General features: G+C 73.5%; 13 protein-coding genes. 6 read left to right on the forward strand and 7 right to left on the reverse strand.

Going from position 1 to position 13,257, the window contains the following annotated elements; genetic code table 11:
- The first annotated feature begins 87 nt into the window (after window positions 1–87).
- Window positions 88–378 carry a DivIVA domain-containing protein gene (locus ACLQ25_RS13065; protein ID WP_425731142.1) on the forward strand — a complete coding sequence of 97 codons (291 nt, stop codon included), beginning with the start codon at window positions 88–90 and terminating at the stop codon, window positions 376–378.
- Between the two features lie 247 nt (window positions 379–625).
- Here ACLQ25_RS13065 and ACLQ25_RS13070 read toward each other — a convergent pair whose 3' ends face one another.
- The 4 genes from ACLQ25_RS13070 to ACLQ25_RS13085 form a co-directional block, all read right to left on the reverse strand.
- Entirely contained in the window at window positions 626–1,210 is a 585-nt protein-coding gene (locus ACLQ25_RS13070) for a hypothetical protein (protein ID WP_425731143.1), read from the reverse strand.
- A gap of 108 nt (window positions 1,211–1,318) precedes the next feature.
- Window positions 1,319–1,660 carry a DUF3024 domain-containing protein gene (locus ACLQ25_RS13075; RefSeq protein WP_425731144.1) on the reverse strand — a complete coding sequence of 114 codons (342 nt, stop codon included), beginning with the start codon at window positions 1,658–1,660 and terminating at the stop codon, window positions 1,319–1,321.
- A gap of 29 nt (window positions 1,661–1,689) precedes the next feature.
- Window positions 1,690–2,634 carry an endonuclease domain-containing protein gene (locus tag ACLQ25_RS13080; protein WP_425731145.1) on the reverse strand — a complete coding sequence of 315 codons (945 nt, stop codon included), beginning with the start codon at window positions 2,632–2,634 and terminating at the stop codon, window positions 1,690–1,692.
- A gap of 188 nt (window positions 2,635–2,822) precedes the next feature.
- Window positions 2,823–4,601: an ABC transporter ATP-binding protein gene (locus tag ACLQ25_RS13085; protein WP_425731176.1), complete on the reverse strand. Its 1,779-nt coding sequence runs from the start codon at window positions 4,599–4,601 to the stop codon at window positions 2,823–2,825.
- Window positions 4,602–4,694: 93 nt separating this feature from the next.
- Between ACLQ25_RS13085 and ACLQ25_RS13090 the strand changes: the two genes are divergently transcribed.
- Both ACLQ25_RS13090 and ACLQ25_RS13095 read left to right on the forward strand, forming a co-directional pair.
- Window positions 4,695–5,123: a MarR family winged helix-turn-helix transcriptional regulator gene (locus tag ACLQ25_RS13090; protein ID WP_425731146.1), complete on the forward strand. Its 429-nt coding sequence runs from the start codon at window positions 4,695–4,697 to the stop codon at window positions 5,121–5,123.
- A 145-nt stretch (window positions 5,124–5,268) separates the two neighbouring features.
- Complete coding sequence (locus tag ACLQ25_RS13095; RefSeq protein ID WP_425731147.1) at window positions 5,269–7,053, forward strand: N-acetylglutaminylglutamine amidotransferase; 1,785 nt, start codon at window positions 5,269–5,271, stop codon at window positions 7,051–7,053.
- Window positions 7,054–7,097: 44 nt separating this feature from the next.
- Here ACLQ25_RS13095 and ACLQ25_RS13100 read toward each other — a convergent pair whose 3' ends face one another.
- The 3 genes from ACLQ25_RS13100 to ACLQ25_RS13110 form a co-directional block, all read right to left on the reverse strand.
- A complete protein-coding gene (locus tag ACLQ25_RS13100) occupies window positions 7,098–8,231 on the reverse strand; it encodes a carboxylate-amine ligase (protein WP_425731148.1) in 1,134 nt (377 codons plus the stop codon).
- 90 nt (window positions 8,232–8,321) lie between these two features.
- On the reverse strand, window positions 8,322–9,530 hold the full coding sequence (locus ACLQ25_RS13105; protein ID WP_425731149.1) for an RNA polymerase sigma factor: 1,209 nt from the start codon (window positions 9,528–9,530) through the stop codon (window positions 8,322–8,324).
- A 2-nt stretch (window positions 9,531–9,532) separates the two neighbouring features.
- Window positions 9,533–9,886 carry a YciI family protein gene (locus ACLQ25_RS13110; RefSeq protein WP_425731150.1) on the reverse strand — a complete coding sequence of 118 codons (354 nt, stop codon included), beginning with the start codon at window positions 9,884–9,886 and terminating at the stop codon, window positions 9,533–9,535.
- A 266-nt stretch (window positions 9,887–10,152) separates the two neighbouring features.
- Between ACLQ25_RS13110 and fxsA the strand changes: the two genes are divergently transcribed.
- The 3 genes from fxsA to ACLQ25_RS13125 are packed head-to-tail and all read left to right on the forward strand — an operon-like array spanning window position 10,153 to window position 13,252.
- Window positions 10,153–10,344: an FxSxx-COOH cyclophane-containing RiPP peptide gene (fxsA, locus tag ACLQ25_RS13115; RefSeq protein ID WP_425731151.1), complete on the forward strand. Its 192-nt coding sequence runs from the start codon at window positions 10,153–10,155 to the stop codon at window positions 10,342–10,344.
- Window positions 10,345–10,346: 2 nt separating this feature from the next.
- Complete coding sequence (locus ACLQ25_RS13120) at window positions 10,347–11,558, forward strand: FxsB family cyclophane-forming radical SAM/SPASM peptide maturase (protein ID WP_425731152.1); 1,212 nt, start codon at window positions 10,347–10,349, stop codon at window positions 11,556–11,558.
- Window positions 11,555–13,252, forward strand: a complete 1,698-nt coding sequence (locus ACLQ25_RS13125) for an aKG-HExxH-type peptide beta-hydroxylase (protein ID WP_425731153.1) — start codon at window positions 11,555–11,557, stop codon at window positions 13,250–13,252. The genes ACLQ25_RS13120 and ACLQ25_RS13125 overlap by 4 nt, the downstream gene beginning before the upstream one ends.
- Window positions 13,253–13,257 lie beyond the last annotated feature (5 nt).

Here is a 13,257-nt window from a genome sequence, read left to right on the forward strand (position 1 = left end):
GGGTCCTCTTCGGGGGGGCCCCCCCGCGGGGGGGGGGGGGGGCCCCCCCCCCCCCCCCGACCCCGCCTGCCCGCAGAGAGGATCGTCGTGGCTCAGGTGTATCGAGGAAGCCAACCCGAGCCGGCCGGCTACCCCGCCCGGCTGACGCCGTACGAGGTGCGGACCCGCGAGTTCGCCGCCCGTCAGCGCGGTGTCGACCCCGATGAGGTACGCGAGTTCCAGGCCCGCGTGGCCGACGAGCTGAGCACGCTGAACGAGACGGTACGGCTGCTCAGTCAGGAAAACGGCCGGCTCGGGCGGGCACTGCGGGACTGGCAGAGCATGCACGCACGCGAATGCCAACCGCCGTACGATCAACCCAACCCCGGCCACTGGTGACCGCGCGCCCCTCCCCCGGTGATCTGCTGGTCATCGACGGCAAGGCCTCGGTGCAGTTCGCCGGGGAACACGCGCTGACGTTCCGCGTCGTCTCGGTGTCGACCCAGCCCACGTACGACGGGTGGGTCTGGTTGACGGGCTACGTCCTCGACCGCCGGGGCGATGCGACCACCAAACGCGAGATCTTCGTGCGACTCGCCGGACTTCGTCCTCCAGACGACAGCGGTCCGATCCCCTCTACGGTTCGTCACACCTCGTCGGCGCGCAGGGCGGCGTCGGCCGGCGCGGTCGTCCGACTGGCGAGCGCCTGACGCAGCGCCGCCGACTGCTCCACCGAGCCACCGCGGACACCAAGGCTCTGTCGGGCCGCCCGGTAGTAGCCGTCCCGGGCCTCGTTGACCCGAGCCAGCTGCGCCGAGATGTCCTTCGGCGCTTCGACGATCCTTCGGGCAAGCCGCTCCACCTGCCAGATCGCGTCGCGCCAGTCCGCGGCGGCCACCACCGTCGGCTCATCACCGAGCAGGAGCAGGTTTTCCCACACGATGGTGCGTCGCGCGTCCGACTCGGCCAGACGGGCAAGTCCCTCGTCCTGGGCGATCGGGTGGCTGTGCGAGTCGGGCCGCAGGTGGGCCGTCATCCGCAGCGCCACCGCGTAACTCTCCTTGAGTGCGTGCGCGTAGTCGACGTACGCATCGAGCCGCCGCTCGTCCCAGCGCACGTTCTGGCTACGCCGCCAGCGTGCACGATCGGCGAGCGACGTGGCGAGAATCGTGCCGAGGGTGCCGACCAGGACACCGAGGAGCGCCGGAAGCTGCGACAAGAAGGTGCTCACGCCGCCGAGGTTGCCGTACTGGCGCAGGCTGCGCCAACCCGCTGGCCCGACCACTGACGCAGGCACAGCCCAGGGCTGCCGGTACTGCCCACCTGAGGGTCTAGGACATCAGCCCCAGAAGATCCCCGTCGGGTCGCTTCCGATCTCGTCGAGCAGCACGCTGACCTTGGCCGACGGCGGAGTCAGATCGTAACGGTGGAAGCCGAGATTCCGGTCTCGGTAGTACAGGGTCCAGGTGCCGGTCTTCTTCGTGTACCGCAGTCGCGCGACAGGAGAGGTCGTCCACTCCTGACCGGCCTTTCCACGCCATGGTGGTCGTCGTTCGACGACCGTGAGATGCCGGGGCGCTTCGTGGCACTCGATCCGAACCTGGTCTCGCACGCTCTGCGGTACGCGCTCGTCGCACCAGCGCCGCACCAGTGCCACGTCCTGTTCTGGAAGCCCGCCCATCAGACCAGGATCTCATCCTGTGCATGCGGTCAGGCCGCCGCGCGGGTCGCGAGGATCGCCAGGGTCTCGCGGCGTACGTCGTCGGCCTCGTGAACCAGGCGGCGATGGGCGAAGCGGACCACCAGGATCCCGACGGTCGCCAGCAGGGCGTCCCGCCGCAGGTCGATCTCCCGCTGTCGGGGATCCCCGTGGGTGGTGGCGCCGTCGAGTTCGATGTTGACCCGTTCCCCTTCGGCGAACATGTCGAGGTAGACGGTGCGCCGCCCGAGACGGATCGGCACCTGCCGGCGGAACACGGGCATGGTCGGGCCGGTGAAGACGTGGTCGTGGCCCCAGATCTCCAACGGACTACGGCAGCCCTCGGCGAGCCGGGTCAGCAGGGTCCGCAGCGCTGCCCGGTCGCTCAGCTTCGGTACGGTCTCCACGGCGAGGGTCAGCCGCTCGGGAGTGGTCAGCCAGTCGTTGACCGCCCGGATCACCGGTGCCCGCCGCTCGGCGGGCGGCAGGATCGGCCACGAGTCGACGATGCTCTGCTCGATGCGAGTGACCGTCAGTCCTCGGCGGACGACCACGTGCGGCGGCGCGATGACGAGATCGTTTCGCCGATGGACGACCACTCCGGGGCGGGCCCGTAGGCCTACGTTGATCGGGGCGGTGAGGTGCAGGGGCTCTCCGGCGGCTTGCGGGCGCAGGCCCCAGGCGGCGAGCGCGCTGGAATGGCTGAGTGTGGCGCGTCCCCGCGCCCAGGCGAGAGCCGCGAGGGCGGCGACGCCCGGGTCGAGGCGGCTCAGGACCGGGGCGCCCGGTCTGTCGTCCAGCAGGTGGGCCGCCACGAACACCTCGGGCAGCACCCGTATCAGTTCGCCGGTGCGGCACGCGTGCTCCAGCGCCCACTCCGGCACCACCTGGGTCACCGTCGTACGGGTGACCAGCCCTCCGGAGCGCTTCACGAGGTCCCGCAGCACCGAGTTCACGCCCCGAACCGTGCTGCCCGGGTCCGAGGCTCCGCAAGCAGTCACCCCAGCCACTGTGGACAGCACACCCACTGTGGAAAACCCCCACGCGCGGCCGAGTTCTGCTAGCCCTCGATCGGTGGCTGCTCAGCCGCACCCCGCTCGGCGTGTCGTGTTGCCCAGCAACCAATGATCAAGAGGGCAACGGCTCACGCCGCGAGCGTGGCATAGCGGCCTTGGCGGTTTAGCAGGGTGTCGTGGTCGCCCGACTCGACGATGCGGCCGTGGTCGAGGACGGCGATCTGGTCGGCGTCGCGGACCGTGGAGAGGCGGTGGGCGATGGTGATGGTGGTACGACCCTGGGCGAGCACGTCGAACGCCCTCTGCACGGCGCGTTCGGTCTCGGTGTCCAGGGCGCTGGTGGCCTCGTCGAGGACCAGGATGCGCGGGTCACGCAGCAGCGTACGGGCGATGGCGAGCCGTTGCTTCTCGCCGCCGGAGAACCGGTGCCCACGGGAGCCGACCTCGGTGTCGTACCCGTCGGGGAGCGCGACGATGAGGTCGTGGATCTGGGCGGCGCGGGCGGCCGCCTCGATCTCGGCGTCGGTGGCGTCCGGCCGGGCGTAGCGCAGGTTCTCCCGGACGGTGGTGTGCAGCAGGTACGTCTCCTGGCTGACCACGCCGACGATCGCGGCCAGGTCGGCCAGGCGCAGGTCGCGCAGGTCGACGCCGTCGATGGTGACGCGGCCGGCGGTCGGGTCGTGCAGGCGGCTGACCAGGCCCGCGAGGGTGCTCTTGCCGGATCCGGTCTCGCCGACGAGGGCGAGGCTGGTGCCGGCGGGCACGTCCAGGGTGATGCCGGCGAGGGCGGCGGTGTCGCTGCCCGGGTAGCCGAAGGTGACGTCTTCCAGGCGCAGGTGACCCCGTACCAGGGCCGGGTCGAGGCGGACCGGTTCGGCCGGGTCGGCGACGTCGACCGGCAGGTCGAGGTATTCGAAGATGCGGGCGAACAGGGCCAGCGACGCGGTCAGCGACACGCCCACGTTGAGCAGGCCCATCAGCGGCCGGAACAGGCCGCCCTGCAGGGCGGTGAAGGCGACCAGGGTGCCGATGCTCAGTGTCCCGGCGGCGCCGGGCAGGCCGGCGGCGAGGTAGATGACGGCCGGTACGGCAGCGAAGATGATGCTCATCGAGGCCATCCGCCAGCGTCCGGCCAGCTCGCTGCGCAGCTCCAGGTCGACGAGGCGCTCCGAGGAGGCGGTGAACCGCTCGATGAGGGCGGGGCCGGTGCCCAGGGTCTTGGCGAGCTGGACGCCGCTGACTGACAGACCCTCCTCGACGGTGACGTTGAGGTCGGCGAGTTCGCCTTGGCGCTGGGCAGTGATCTCGCGGCGCATCCGGGCGACCCGGCGGGTCAGCCAGATGGCCGGTGGCAGCACCACGAGCGAGACCAGGGAGAGCTGCCAGGAGAGCGCGACCATCGCGACGGCGGTGGCGACCACGGTCGTGAGGTTGGCCGCGACGGCGGTGGCGGTGGACGTGACCACCGACTGCATGCCGCCGATGTCGTTGGTGATGCGCGACTGCACCTCGCCGGTGCGGGTGCGGGTGAAGAAGCCCAGCGACTGCCGCTGGAGGTGGCTGAAGACGTCGGTGCGCAGCCGGTGCATGACCCGCTGCCCGACCTGGGTGGAGATCCAGGTTTGGACAACGCCGAGCGCGGCGGTCACGGCGGCGACGGCGACCATGCCGAGGACCAGCCAGACCAGCAGGGTCACGTCAGCTTGCGGTAGGGCGCGGTCGATCACGGTACGCAGCAGGAACGGGCTCGCCATCGCGACGATCGAGGAGAGCACGATGATCGCGGTGACGATGACCAGCGCGGGTCGGTGGGGGGTGAAGAGGCGGCCGATGCGGCGCAGGGACACCTGCCGGGCCTGCTCTTTTTCCTCGGCGCTGACGGTGCGGTGGCCGCGGTCGCGGCCCATCGGGGTGGGTTCCAAGGGGAACTCCTTCCGGAAGGATATGCTGAGGTTACCTCAACATGAGGGAACAACAGCATCGGCTGCTACCGTATTCCGGTGACCGAGGACACCACCGACAGCGCCGACGAGAGCCTGGCCGAGACGTTCTGGGCGGTCGCGTCCCGCCTGCGCCGGCAGACCCGCGAGTCACTGGCCCCGTGGGACGTCACCCCCAGCCAGGCCCGGGCGCTGGGCGTGCTCGGCCGCCACGGCGAGGTACGCCCCGGCACCCTCGCCGAGCACCTGCGCATCGCGCCCCGATCGGCCACCGAGGTCGTCGACGACCTCCAGGCCCGGGGGCTCGTCGAGCGGCGACGCGACCCGGCCGACCGGCGGGCCACCCTGGTCGCGCCGACCGCCGAGGGCGCCCGGGTCAGCGCCGCCATCCGGGCTGCCCGCCGCGCCGAGGCGGACCGCTTCTTCGGCCACCTGCCGGACACCGACCGCGCCGAGCTGGCCCGCATCCTGCGCACCCTGCGAGGTTGAACCGGACGCCGGGTCCCCCGCGGGTTTGCCCGCCCGCTGCGCGGGTAGCCAGCGCCCCCGTTTTCACCGAGGGCCCCGCCGCCACCAGTCGGGGAGACCTGACAGGAGGGGCCATGTCCGCCCTGAACCAGCACCGTCCCGCCTGATGTGCGGGATCAGCGGAGAGGCACGCTTCGACGGCCGACCGCCCGACGAGGCGGCGGTCACCCGGATGACCGAGGCGATGCGTTCCCGCGGACCGGACGCCGAGGGCCTGCTGACCGACGACTGGGTGACCCTCGGGCACCGCCGGTTGACCATCATCGACCTGTCTGAGGCCGGCGCCCAGCCGATGGCGCGCGACGACCTGGGCCTGGCGCTGGTCTTCAACGGCTGCGTCTACAACTACCCGGAGCTGCGCGAGGAGCTACAGAACGCCGGGTACGCCTTTCGATCCACCAGCGACACCGAGGTGATCCTGGTGGCGTACGCGCACTGGGGTGAACGCTTCGTCGACCACCTGGTCGGCATGTTCGCGATCGGCCTGGTCGACCGGGTCCGACGACGCCTCGTCCTGGCCCGTGACCGGCTCGGCATCAAACCGCTCTACCTCGCCGAGACTCCCGGACGGCTCCGGTTCGCCTCCACCCTGCCCGCGCTGCTGGCGGCCGGGGACGTCGACACCGGCATCGATCCGGTGGCGCTGCACCACTACCTGTCCTGGCACTCCATCGTGCCCGCGCCACGGACCGTGCTGCGCGGCGTCCGCAAGCTGCCACCGGCCACCCTGCGGGTCGTCGAGGCCGACGGGCGCAGCCGGGAGCAGGTGTACTGGCAGCCCGACTACGTGCGGGAACCCGCCGACGCCGGGATGGACGCCGCCGACTGGCGGGCCGCCGTCGGGGACGCGCTGCGCACGGCGGTACGTCGCCGGCTCGTGGCCGACGTCCCGGTCGGTGTGCTGCTCTCCGGCGGTCTGGACTCCAGCCTCATCGTGGCGCTGCTCGCCGAAGCCGGTCAGGAGCACCTGCGTACGTTCAGCATCGGCTTCGACAGTCGGGGCGACGAGTCCGGCGACGAGTTCCACTACTCCGACCTGGTGGCCCGCGCGTACGACACCGACCACCAGCGGATCCGGCTCGCCGACGACGACCTGGCGCCCGCCGTCCGCAACGCCGTGCGGGCCATGACCGAGCCGATGGGCAGCCACGACGTGGTCGCCTTCCACCTGCTGTCGGAACAGGTGGCGAAGCACGTGAAGGTGGCCCAGTCCGGGCAGGGCGCGGACGAGGTGTTCGCCGGCTACGGCTACCACCAGCCACTGGTCGACGCGCCTCGGCACGGTGCCGCCGAGACGTTCGCGGCGGCGTTCTTCGACCGGGACCACGACGGGCTGCGTGCCGTCGTCGGCCCGGCGTACGCGCTGGACCACGACGCCAGCCGGGACCTGCTCGCCGGGCACCTCGACGCGCCCGGGGCGCAGACCGCGTTGGACGCGGTGCTGCGCCTGGACACCCACCTGATGCTGCCCGACGACCCGGTCAAGCGGGTGGACAGCATGAGCATGGCGTGGGGGTTGGAGGTGCGTACGCCGTTCCTCGACCAGGACCTGGTGGCCCTCGCGGCGCACTGCCCGCCGGAGCACAAGGTGGCCCAGGGCGGCAAGGGCGTGCTCAAGGAGGTGGCCCGGGAGGTGCTGCCGGCGGAGGTGATCGACCGGCCGAAGGGCTACTTCCCGGTGCCGGCGCTGCGCAACGTGGACGGACCGGTGCGGGAGCTGGTCGCCGAGGCGTTGCAGGCCCCGGCGGCCCGCGAGCGCGGGCTGTTCCGCCCCGAGTACGTCTCGCGCCTGCTCGCCGAGCCGGACCGGGCCGAGGCGGCCGCCGGCAGCAACAAGCTGTGGCAACTCGGCCTGCTGGAGCTGTGGCTACAGACCCACGACATCCACTGAGCCACCGCCGACTCCGCCGCCGCCAGCAAGACGAGGGCGAGCCGTCAGGCGGCGGCGGTCTGGGCGGCGAGGTCGTCGATGACGGCACGCAGGTCGCCAGTCTCGTCAAGCACCCGGCGCTGTCGGGTCGCGCCGGTGCCGTCGCGGCGCAGCCGGGCCAGTTGGGCCAGCACGTAGCCGAGGTCGCCGTGCCGCAGCAGCGCCGGGGCGATCGTCGCCATCAGGTCGTCGACCAGGTCCCAAGCCGGGCGGGCGCCGCCGGCCCGCAGGTCGATCAGCTCGCCGTCGAGGCCGTCGTGGGCGGCCCGCCAGTGCGCCGCCGCGACGAGGCAGTCGCGCACTCCCGGGGCGGGCACACCGGCGCGTACGTCGTCGGCGAGCGTCGCGACCAGGCTGCGGACCACGGCGGCGACCAGCACCGCGTCGTCCACCGTCGGGCAGACGTCGCCGACGCGCACCTCGACCGTCGGGTACGCCGACGACGGCCGGGCGTACCAGTAGACCATCGCGGCGTCCAGCATGACGCCGGCGGCGATCAGCTCGTCGACCGTGCGGTCGTAGTCGGTGACAGAGTCGAAGTACGGGGTGGGGCCGATGCTGGGCCAGCGTTCCAACTGCATCGACCGCCAACTGGCGTGGCCGGTGTCGTACCCGTCGTGCAGCGGCGAGTTGGTGGTGAGGGCCTGCACGACCGGCAGCCACACCCGCAGGTGGTTGCAGACCTGCACGGCCAGTTCCCGGTCCGGCAGCCCGACGTGCACGTGACAGCCGCAGACGGCCGGATCGTGGGCCACCGGCCCGTACCGGCGCGACATGGCGTGGTAGCGCGGCTCGTCGGGCACCGTCCGGTGCGGCTCGGCCACCGGCGTCGCTCCGACGGCGACGAGCCGGGCCCCGGCCCGGGCGGCGGCCTCGACGGCCGATCGCCGCAGCGCCACCAGGTGGGTACGGAGTTCGTCGAGGTCGGCGCAGACCGGGGTGACCATCTCGACCATGCTGTGCCGGAACTCCTGGCGGCTCTGGTCGCGGGCCGATCCGCGCAGCGCGGCCCGCACCTCGTCAGCCACCGGCAGGTTGCCGCCGCTGTGCGGGTCGAGCAGCAGGAACTCCTCCTCGACGCCGAGGGTGAGCGTGTCGAGGTCGGCAACGGCGTCGACGGTCGCCGGACGGTACGCCATCTCCGCCTCCATCCGCTGCTGCGGCCACGGGCGGGCAGCCGGGCCGACGGGCGGCTCGGTTTCCCGGTCGGTCCACCGGCAAACGCGCGGTCAGCCCGTGGCCAGCGCCGCCGCCCGCGCGGTGAGGAAGGCCCGTTCGGCCGCGTTGTCCGTCAACGCCACGGCCGTCCGGTACGCCTCGACGGCCTCGGCGTCGCGCCCGAGCCGGGCCAGCAGGTCGGCGCGGACCACGTGCCGCACGTGGTATCCGGGCAGGTCGATCCGGTCCACCTCGTCCAGCGCCACGGCCGCGCCGGCGACCTCGGCGACCGCGACGGCCCGGTTCAGCGCCACCACCGGGCCCGGGGCGACGACCGTGAGCTGGTCGTACAACGTGAGGATCTGTCCCCAGTCGGTGTCGGCGGCGCGGGGTGCGACGCTGTGCACGGCGGCGATCGCGGCCTGGACCTGGTACGGCCCCGGCCGGCCACGGCGCAGGCAGCGGCGCACCAGCGCCTGCCCCTCGGCGACGAACGCGGCGTCCCACCGGCTCCGGTCCTGCTCGGGCAGCGGCACGAGGTCACCGCCGGCGGTGGTGCGGGCAGCTCGGCGGGATTCGGTGAGCAGCATCAGCGCGAGCAGCCCCAGCGCCTCCGGCTCGTCCGGCATCAGCTCGACGAGCAGCCGGGCCAGCCGGATCGCCTCGGCGCACAGGTCGGCGCGGACCAGGTGCGGACCGGTGCTGGCCGTGTAACCCTCGTTGAAGATCAGGTACAGCACCGCGAGGACGGCGTGCAGCCGGTCGGGCAGGTCGCCGTCGCTCGGCACCCGGTACGGGATGCGCGCGTGACGGATCTTCGACTTGGCCCGGACCAACCGCTGCGCCATCGTCGACTCCGGCACCAGGAACGCGCGGGCGATCTCGGCGGTCCGCAGGCCACCGAGCAGACGCAGGGTGAGCGCGACCCGGGTGGCCGGCGCGAGCGCCGGATGACAGCAGGTGAAGATCAGACGGAGCCGGTCGTCGCGCACGGGCCCCTCCTCGAAGGGTGGGTCGGGGGCGTACAGCAGGGCCGCCTGGGCGTGCCGGTCGGCGCGGGTCGCCTCCCGACGCAGCCGGTCGATGGCCTGGTTGCGGGCGGTGGTGATGATCCAACCGGCCGGGCTGGGTGGTGGGCCGCTGGTCGGCCACCGCCGCAGCGCGATCGTGAAGGCGTCCTGCACGGCCTCCTCGGCGAGGTCGATGTCGCCGAGGAGGCGCACCAGGACGGCGACCGCGCGGCCGTACTCGGCGCGGAACACCGCCTCCACGTCGGGCACGGTCAGCCTCCGACGGCGGACCGGAAGGGGCGAACCTCGATCGGCAGGGTGGTGGCCAGCGCGTAACGGCGACCCCAGCGCAGGGCGGCGTCCAGGTCCGGAACGTCGATGATGGTGACCCCGCCCAGGTGCTCCTTGCCCTCCACGAACGGCCCGTCGGTGACCAGGACGTCGCCGTCGCGGGGACGCAGCACGGTGGCGGTCTCCGGCCCGTGCAGGCCCTGACCGAACACCCACGACCCGTCCGCGACGAGCTCGTTCCGCAGCTCACCGATCTCGCGCATGACCTGGGCCAGGAATTCCGGCTCCGGTGTCCCGCCGTCGGGCTGGTGCATGCTGAGCAGATAGAGCATCATCGTTCCTCCTCGTGGGCGGCGGGTCGACCGGACGTCGACCCCTCATCCTCCACACGAACGGCGAGCGCCCACATCGACAGGCCGGACGGACCGGTATCGGCTCGCCGACGCCGAAGGGCCGTGGCGGTACGCCAGGTAACGGCACGGTGGCCAGCGCGTACGGGGTACGGTGTCGCGGCCTCGCGGGTCGGGCGCGATGGTGTAGAAAGGCGGAGTGAGCGCAGCGGTGACTCAGGTGCCGGTCTTCGGGCGAAGGACGGTCCACGGTGGCTGACCACGACCAGCCGCCCATCCCGCGCGCTGTCGGCACCGCTCTGGTGCAGCTCGGCGACGTACCCCTGGCGGACCTGTTGGCCGGCGCCGGTGACGGCGTCCTCGCGCACGTGCTGGGCACGCTGACCGCCGAGGGTGAGCCGGGTCGACCCGGCGACGTGTCGGCCTTCGAGTCGAGCTTCTGACCGTGCCGGCCGACGCCCCGCCGTCGGCCACCCGGGACCGCCCTGCCGTGGCCGCGCCGCACATCCGGCAGGTGGTGCTGAAGGTCCACTCGCGGTGCAACCTGGCCTGCGACTACTGCTACGTCTACCGCCACGCCGACCAGGACTGGCGGTCCCGGCCCCGGATCATGGCCCCGGGCACCGTACGCCGCGTCGCCGACCGGCTCGCCGCCCACGTGGCCCGGCACGGCACCGACCGCGTCCGGGTGGTGCTGCACGGCGGTGAGCCGCTGCTCGCCGGCCTCGCCGTGCTCGACCGGACGGTCCGCACGCTGCGCGCCGCGCTGCCCACCGGCGTCACGCTCGATGTCGCGATGCAGACCAACGGGCTGCTGCTCGACGAGGCGGCGCTCGACCTGTGCCACACGCACGGCATCGACGTCGGCGTGAGCGTGGACGGTGACCGTGCGGCCAACGACCGCCACCGCCGTCACGCCGACGGGCGCGGCAGCTACGCCGAGGTGGCCAGGGCGCTGCGCCGGTTGGCACGACCCGAACACCGCGCCCGCTACGCCGGTCTGCTGTGCACCGTGGATCTGGCCAACGATCCGGTCGCCGTCTACGAGGGCCTGCGGGAGTTCGACCCGCCCCGGCTGGACCTGCTGCTGCCGCACGGCAACTGGAGCGCTCCCCCACCCGGGCGTGACCCCGACGACCCCGCCACCCCGTACGCGGACTGGCTGATCGCCGTCTTCGACCGCTGGTACGCCGAGCGGCCCCGGCGGACCGGCATCCGACTCTTCGAGTCGCTGATCGCGCTGCTGCTGGGCGGTCGCAGCGGCACGCAGGCGCTGGGCGTCACCGATCCGGACGTCATGACGATCGAGACCGACGGCACCATCGAGGGCACCGACACGCTCAAGACCACCAGCGCGGCGGCGATGCGGACCGGCTTCGACGTCTTCCGGCACAGCTTCGACGACGCGCTGCGGCACCCGTCGCTCGCCGGGCGTCCCACCGGGATCGCGGCGCTCGCCCCGGCCTGCCGGGCCTGCCCGGTCGTCGGCGTCTGCGGCGGCGGCCTGTACGCGCACCGGTTCCGCGACGGCGACGGCTTCGCCCACCCCTCGGTCTACTGTGCCGACCTGTTCCGGCTGATCCGGCACGTGCAGGAGAGGGTGACCGCCGACCTGGCGGCGCTGCGTGATCGGAGCGTGCCGGCGGTACCCCCGTGACGGGCCCGCTGACGGCGAGACAACTCGCCGGGCTGGCCGCCGGCCACGGTGACGCCGACACCGTCGCCGTGTTGCGCGGCGGGCAGCTCGGTCGCCGCCGGCTGCTGACCGTGGCCGCGGCCCGCGCCTGCCGCGACGAGCCACTGGTGCGGCAGAGTCTGGAGCTGCTCACCCGGGCCGAGCATGCCGAACCGGCGACGGTCGCCGCGGTGCTGGCCCATCCGCCGGTGACCGGTTGGGCCCGCGCCGCGCTCGACGGCGCGGCCGGCCCCACCTATCTGGCGACGCTCGCCACGGCGGCGGCGGTCCGCGCCGGCCTGACGTTCACGCTGACGCTGCCCCGCCCGGCCGACGGTGTGCTGCCGCTGCCCACCGTCGGGGCGGCGACGGGCCTGCGCGCCGACGGCGCGATCCGGCTGCGCGGCGCGACCGGCACGCTGCGGATCGACGGCGGCGCGGACGACGACGGGGTACGCGTCGACGCCCGCGCCGGTCGGCTGCTGGACGCGGGCGACGGCGGGATCGGGTGGCAGCCGGCACGCCGGACCATGCCGTTCGACCCGGCCGGGGTACTCGTCGACGACCAGGACCCGTGGCGCGACTGCTACCACCGGCCGTCCGCGCCACGGCTGGACGACGCGGAGGCGGCCCGGCTGGACCGTCTCGCCGCCGGGGCCGGGCAGTGGCTGCGCGAGCACCTTCCGGCGCACGTCGACGCGCTGGCCGGTCTGCTGCGCTCGCTCGTGCCGCTGCGTCCGCCGCCCTCGGGCAACCCGGTGAGCGCCACCAGCAGGGACGCGCTGGGAGCCATCGCGCTCTCCGTGCCGGCCGACGCGCAGACCCTCGCCTTGCTGCTCGTGCACGAGGTGCAGCACACCAAACTCGGCGCGCTGCTCGACCTCGTCCCGCTGCACTCCGAGGGTGGGCCGGCGCGCTACCGGGCGCCGTGGCGGCTGGACCCGCGCCCGGTCGGCGCGCTGCTCCAGGGCGCGTACGCCCACCTGGGGGTGGCCGAGGTGTGGCGGCAGCGGCGGCACGAGGGCACCGCGGCCGCGTTCGAGTACGCGTACTGGCGGGAGCAGACCATCCGCGCGGTCCGGCAGCTCGCCGGGGCTACCGAGCTGACCGAGGTCGGCCGGTCGTTCGTGGCGGACATGGCCCGTACGGTGCACGGCTGGCGCGACCCGCTCGACGGGCCGGTCGAGGCCGCCGCGCGGGACGTCGCGGACGCCGGGGCGGTGCGCTGGGGCCTGGCCAACCTGCGGCCCGACCCGGACGGGGTGGCCCGCCTGGCGCACGCGTGGCGGCACGGTGTGCCACCGGCGCTCGACGGCTCACCGTCGACGGTCGTCCCGGCCCCGGCCCGGCCCGCTCTCACCGTGGCCAGTGGCCCCGAGGCCGCCGTCCGCCACCGGCTCCTGGGCGGCGGCGGGCCGCACCGGTCGAGCCCGAGCGACCAGGCGTACGCGGCGGGCAACGCCGAGGACGCGTTGGCCGGGTACCGGCGACGTCTCGCGGCCGACTCCGGCGAGGTCGACGCCTGGGTGGGACTCGCCCTGGCCGCCCACCGCACCGGGCAACCGGCGGCGGCGCGGGTGCTGACCCACCGGCCCGAGGTGGTGCGGGCGCTGAGCCAGACCCTCGTGGACGCCGACCCGCTCGCCCTCGCGGCGTGGCTGGCGCAGGCTTCGTGACCGGC

It is taken from the genome of Micromonospora sp. DT44 (assembly GCF_049841635.1).
Taxonomy (GTDB): domain Bacteria; phylum Actinomycetota; class Actinomycetes; order Mycobacteriales; family Micromonosporaceae; genus Micromonospora.

Coding starts and splice junctions, on each gene's coding strand:
- ACLQ25_RS13075 (WP_425731144.1), bottom strand. CDS start 1,660: ATGGGCGGGCTTCCAGAACAGGACGTGGCACTGGTGCGGCGCTGGTGC.
- ACLQ25_RS13085 (WP_425731176.1), bottom strand. CDS start 4,601: ATGGGCCGCGACCGCGGCCACCGCACCGTCAGCGCCGAGGAAAAAGAG.
- ACLQ25_RS13095 (WP_425731147.1), top strand. CDS start 5,269: ATGTGCGGGATCAGCGGAGAGGCACGCTTCGACGGCCGACCGCCCGAC.
- ACLQ25_RS13100 (WP_425731148.1), bottom strand. CDS start 8,231: ATGGCGTACCGTCCGGCGACCGTCGACGCCGTTGCCGACCTCGACACG.
- ACLQ25_RS13110 (WP_425731150.1), bottom strand. CDS start 9,886: ATGATGCTCTATCTGCTCAGCATGCACCAGCCCGACGGCGGGACACCG.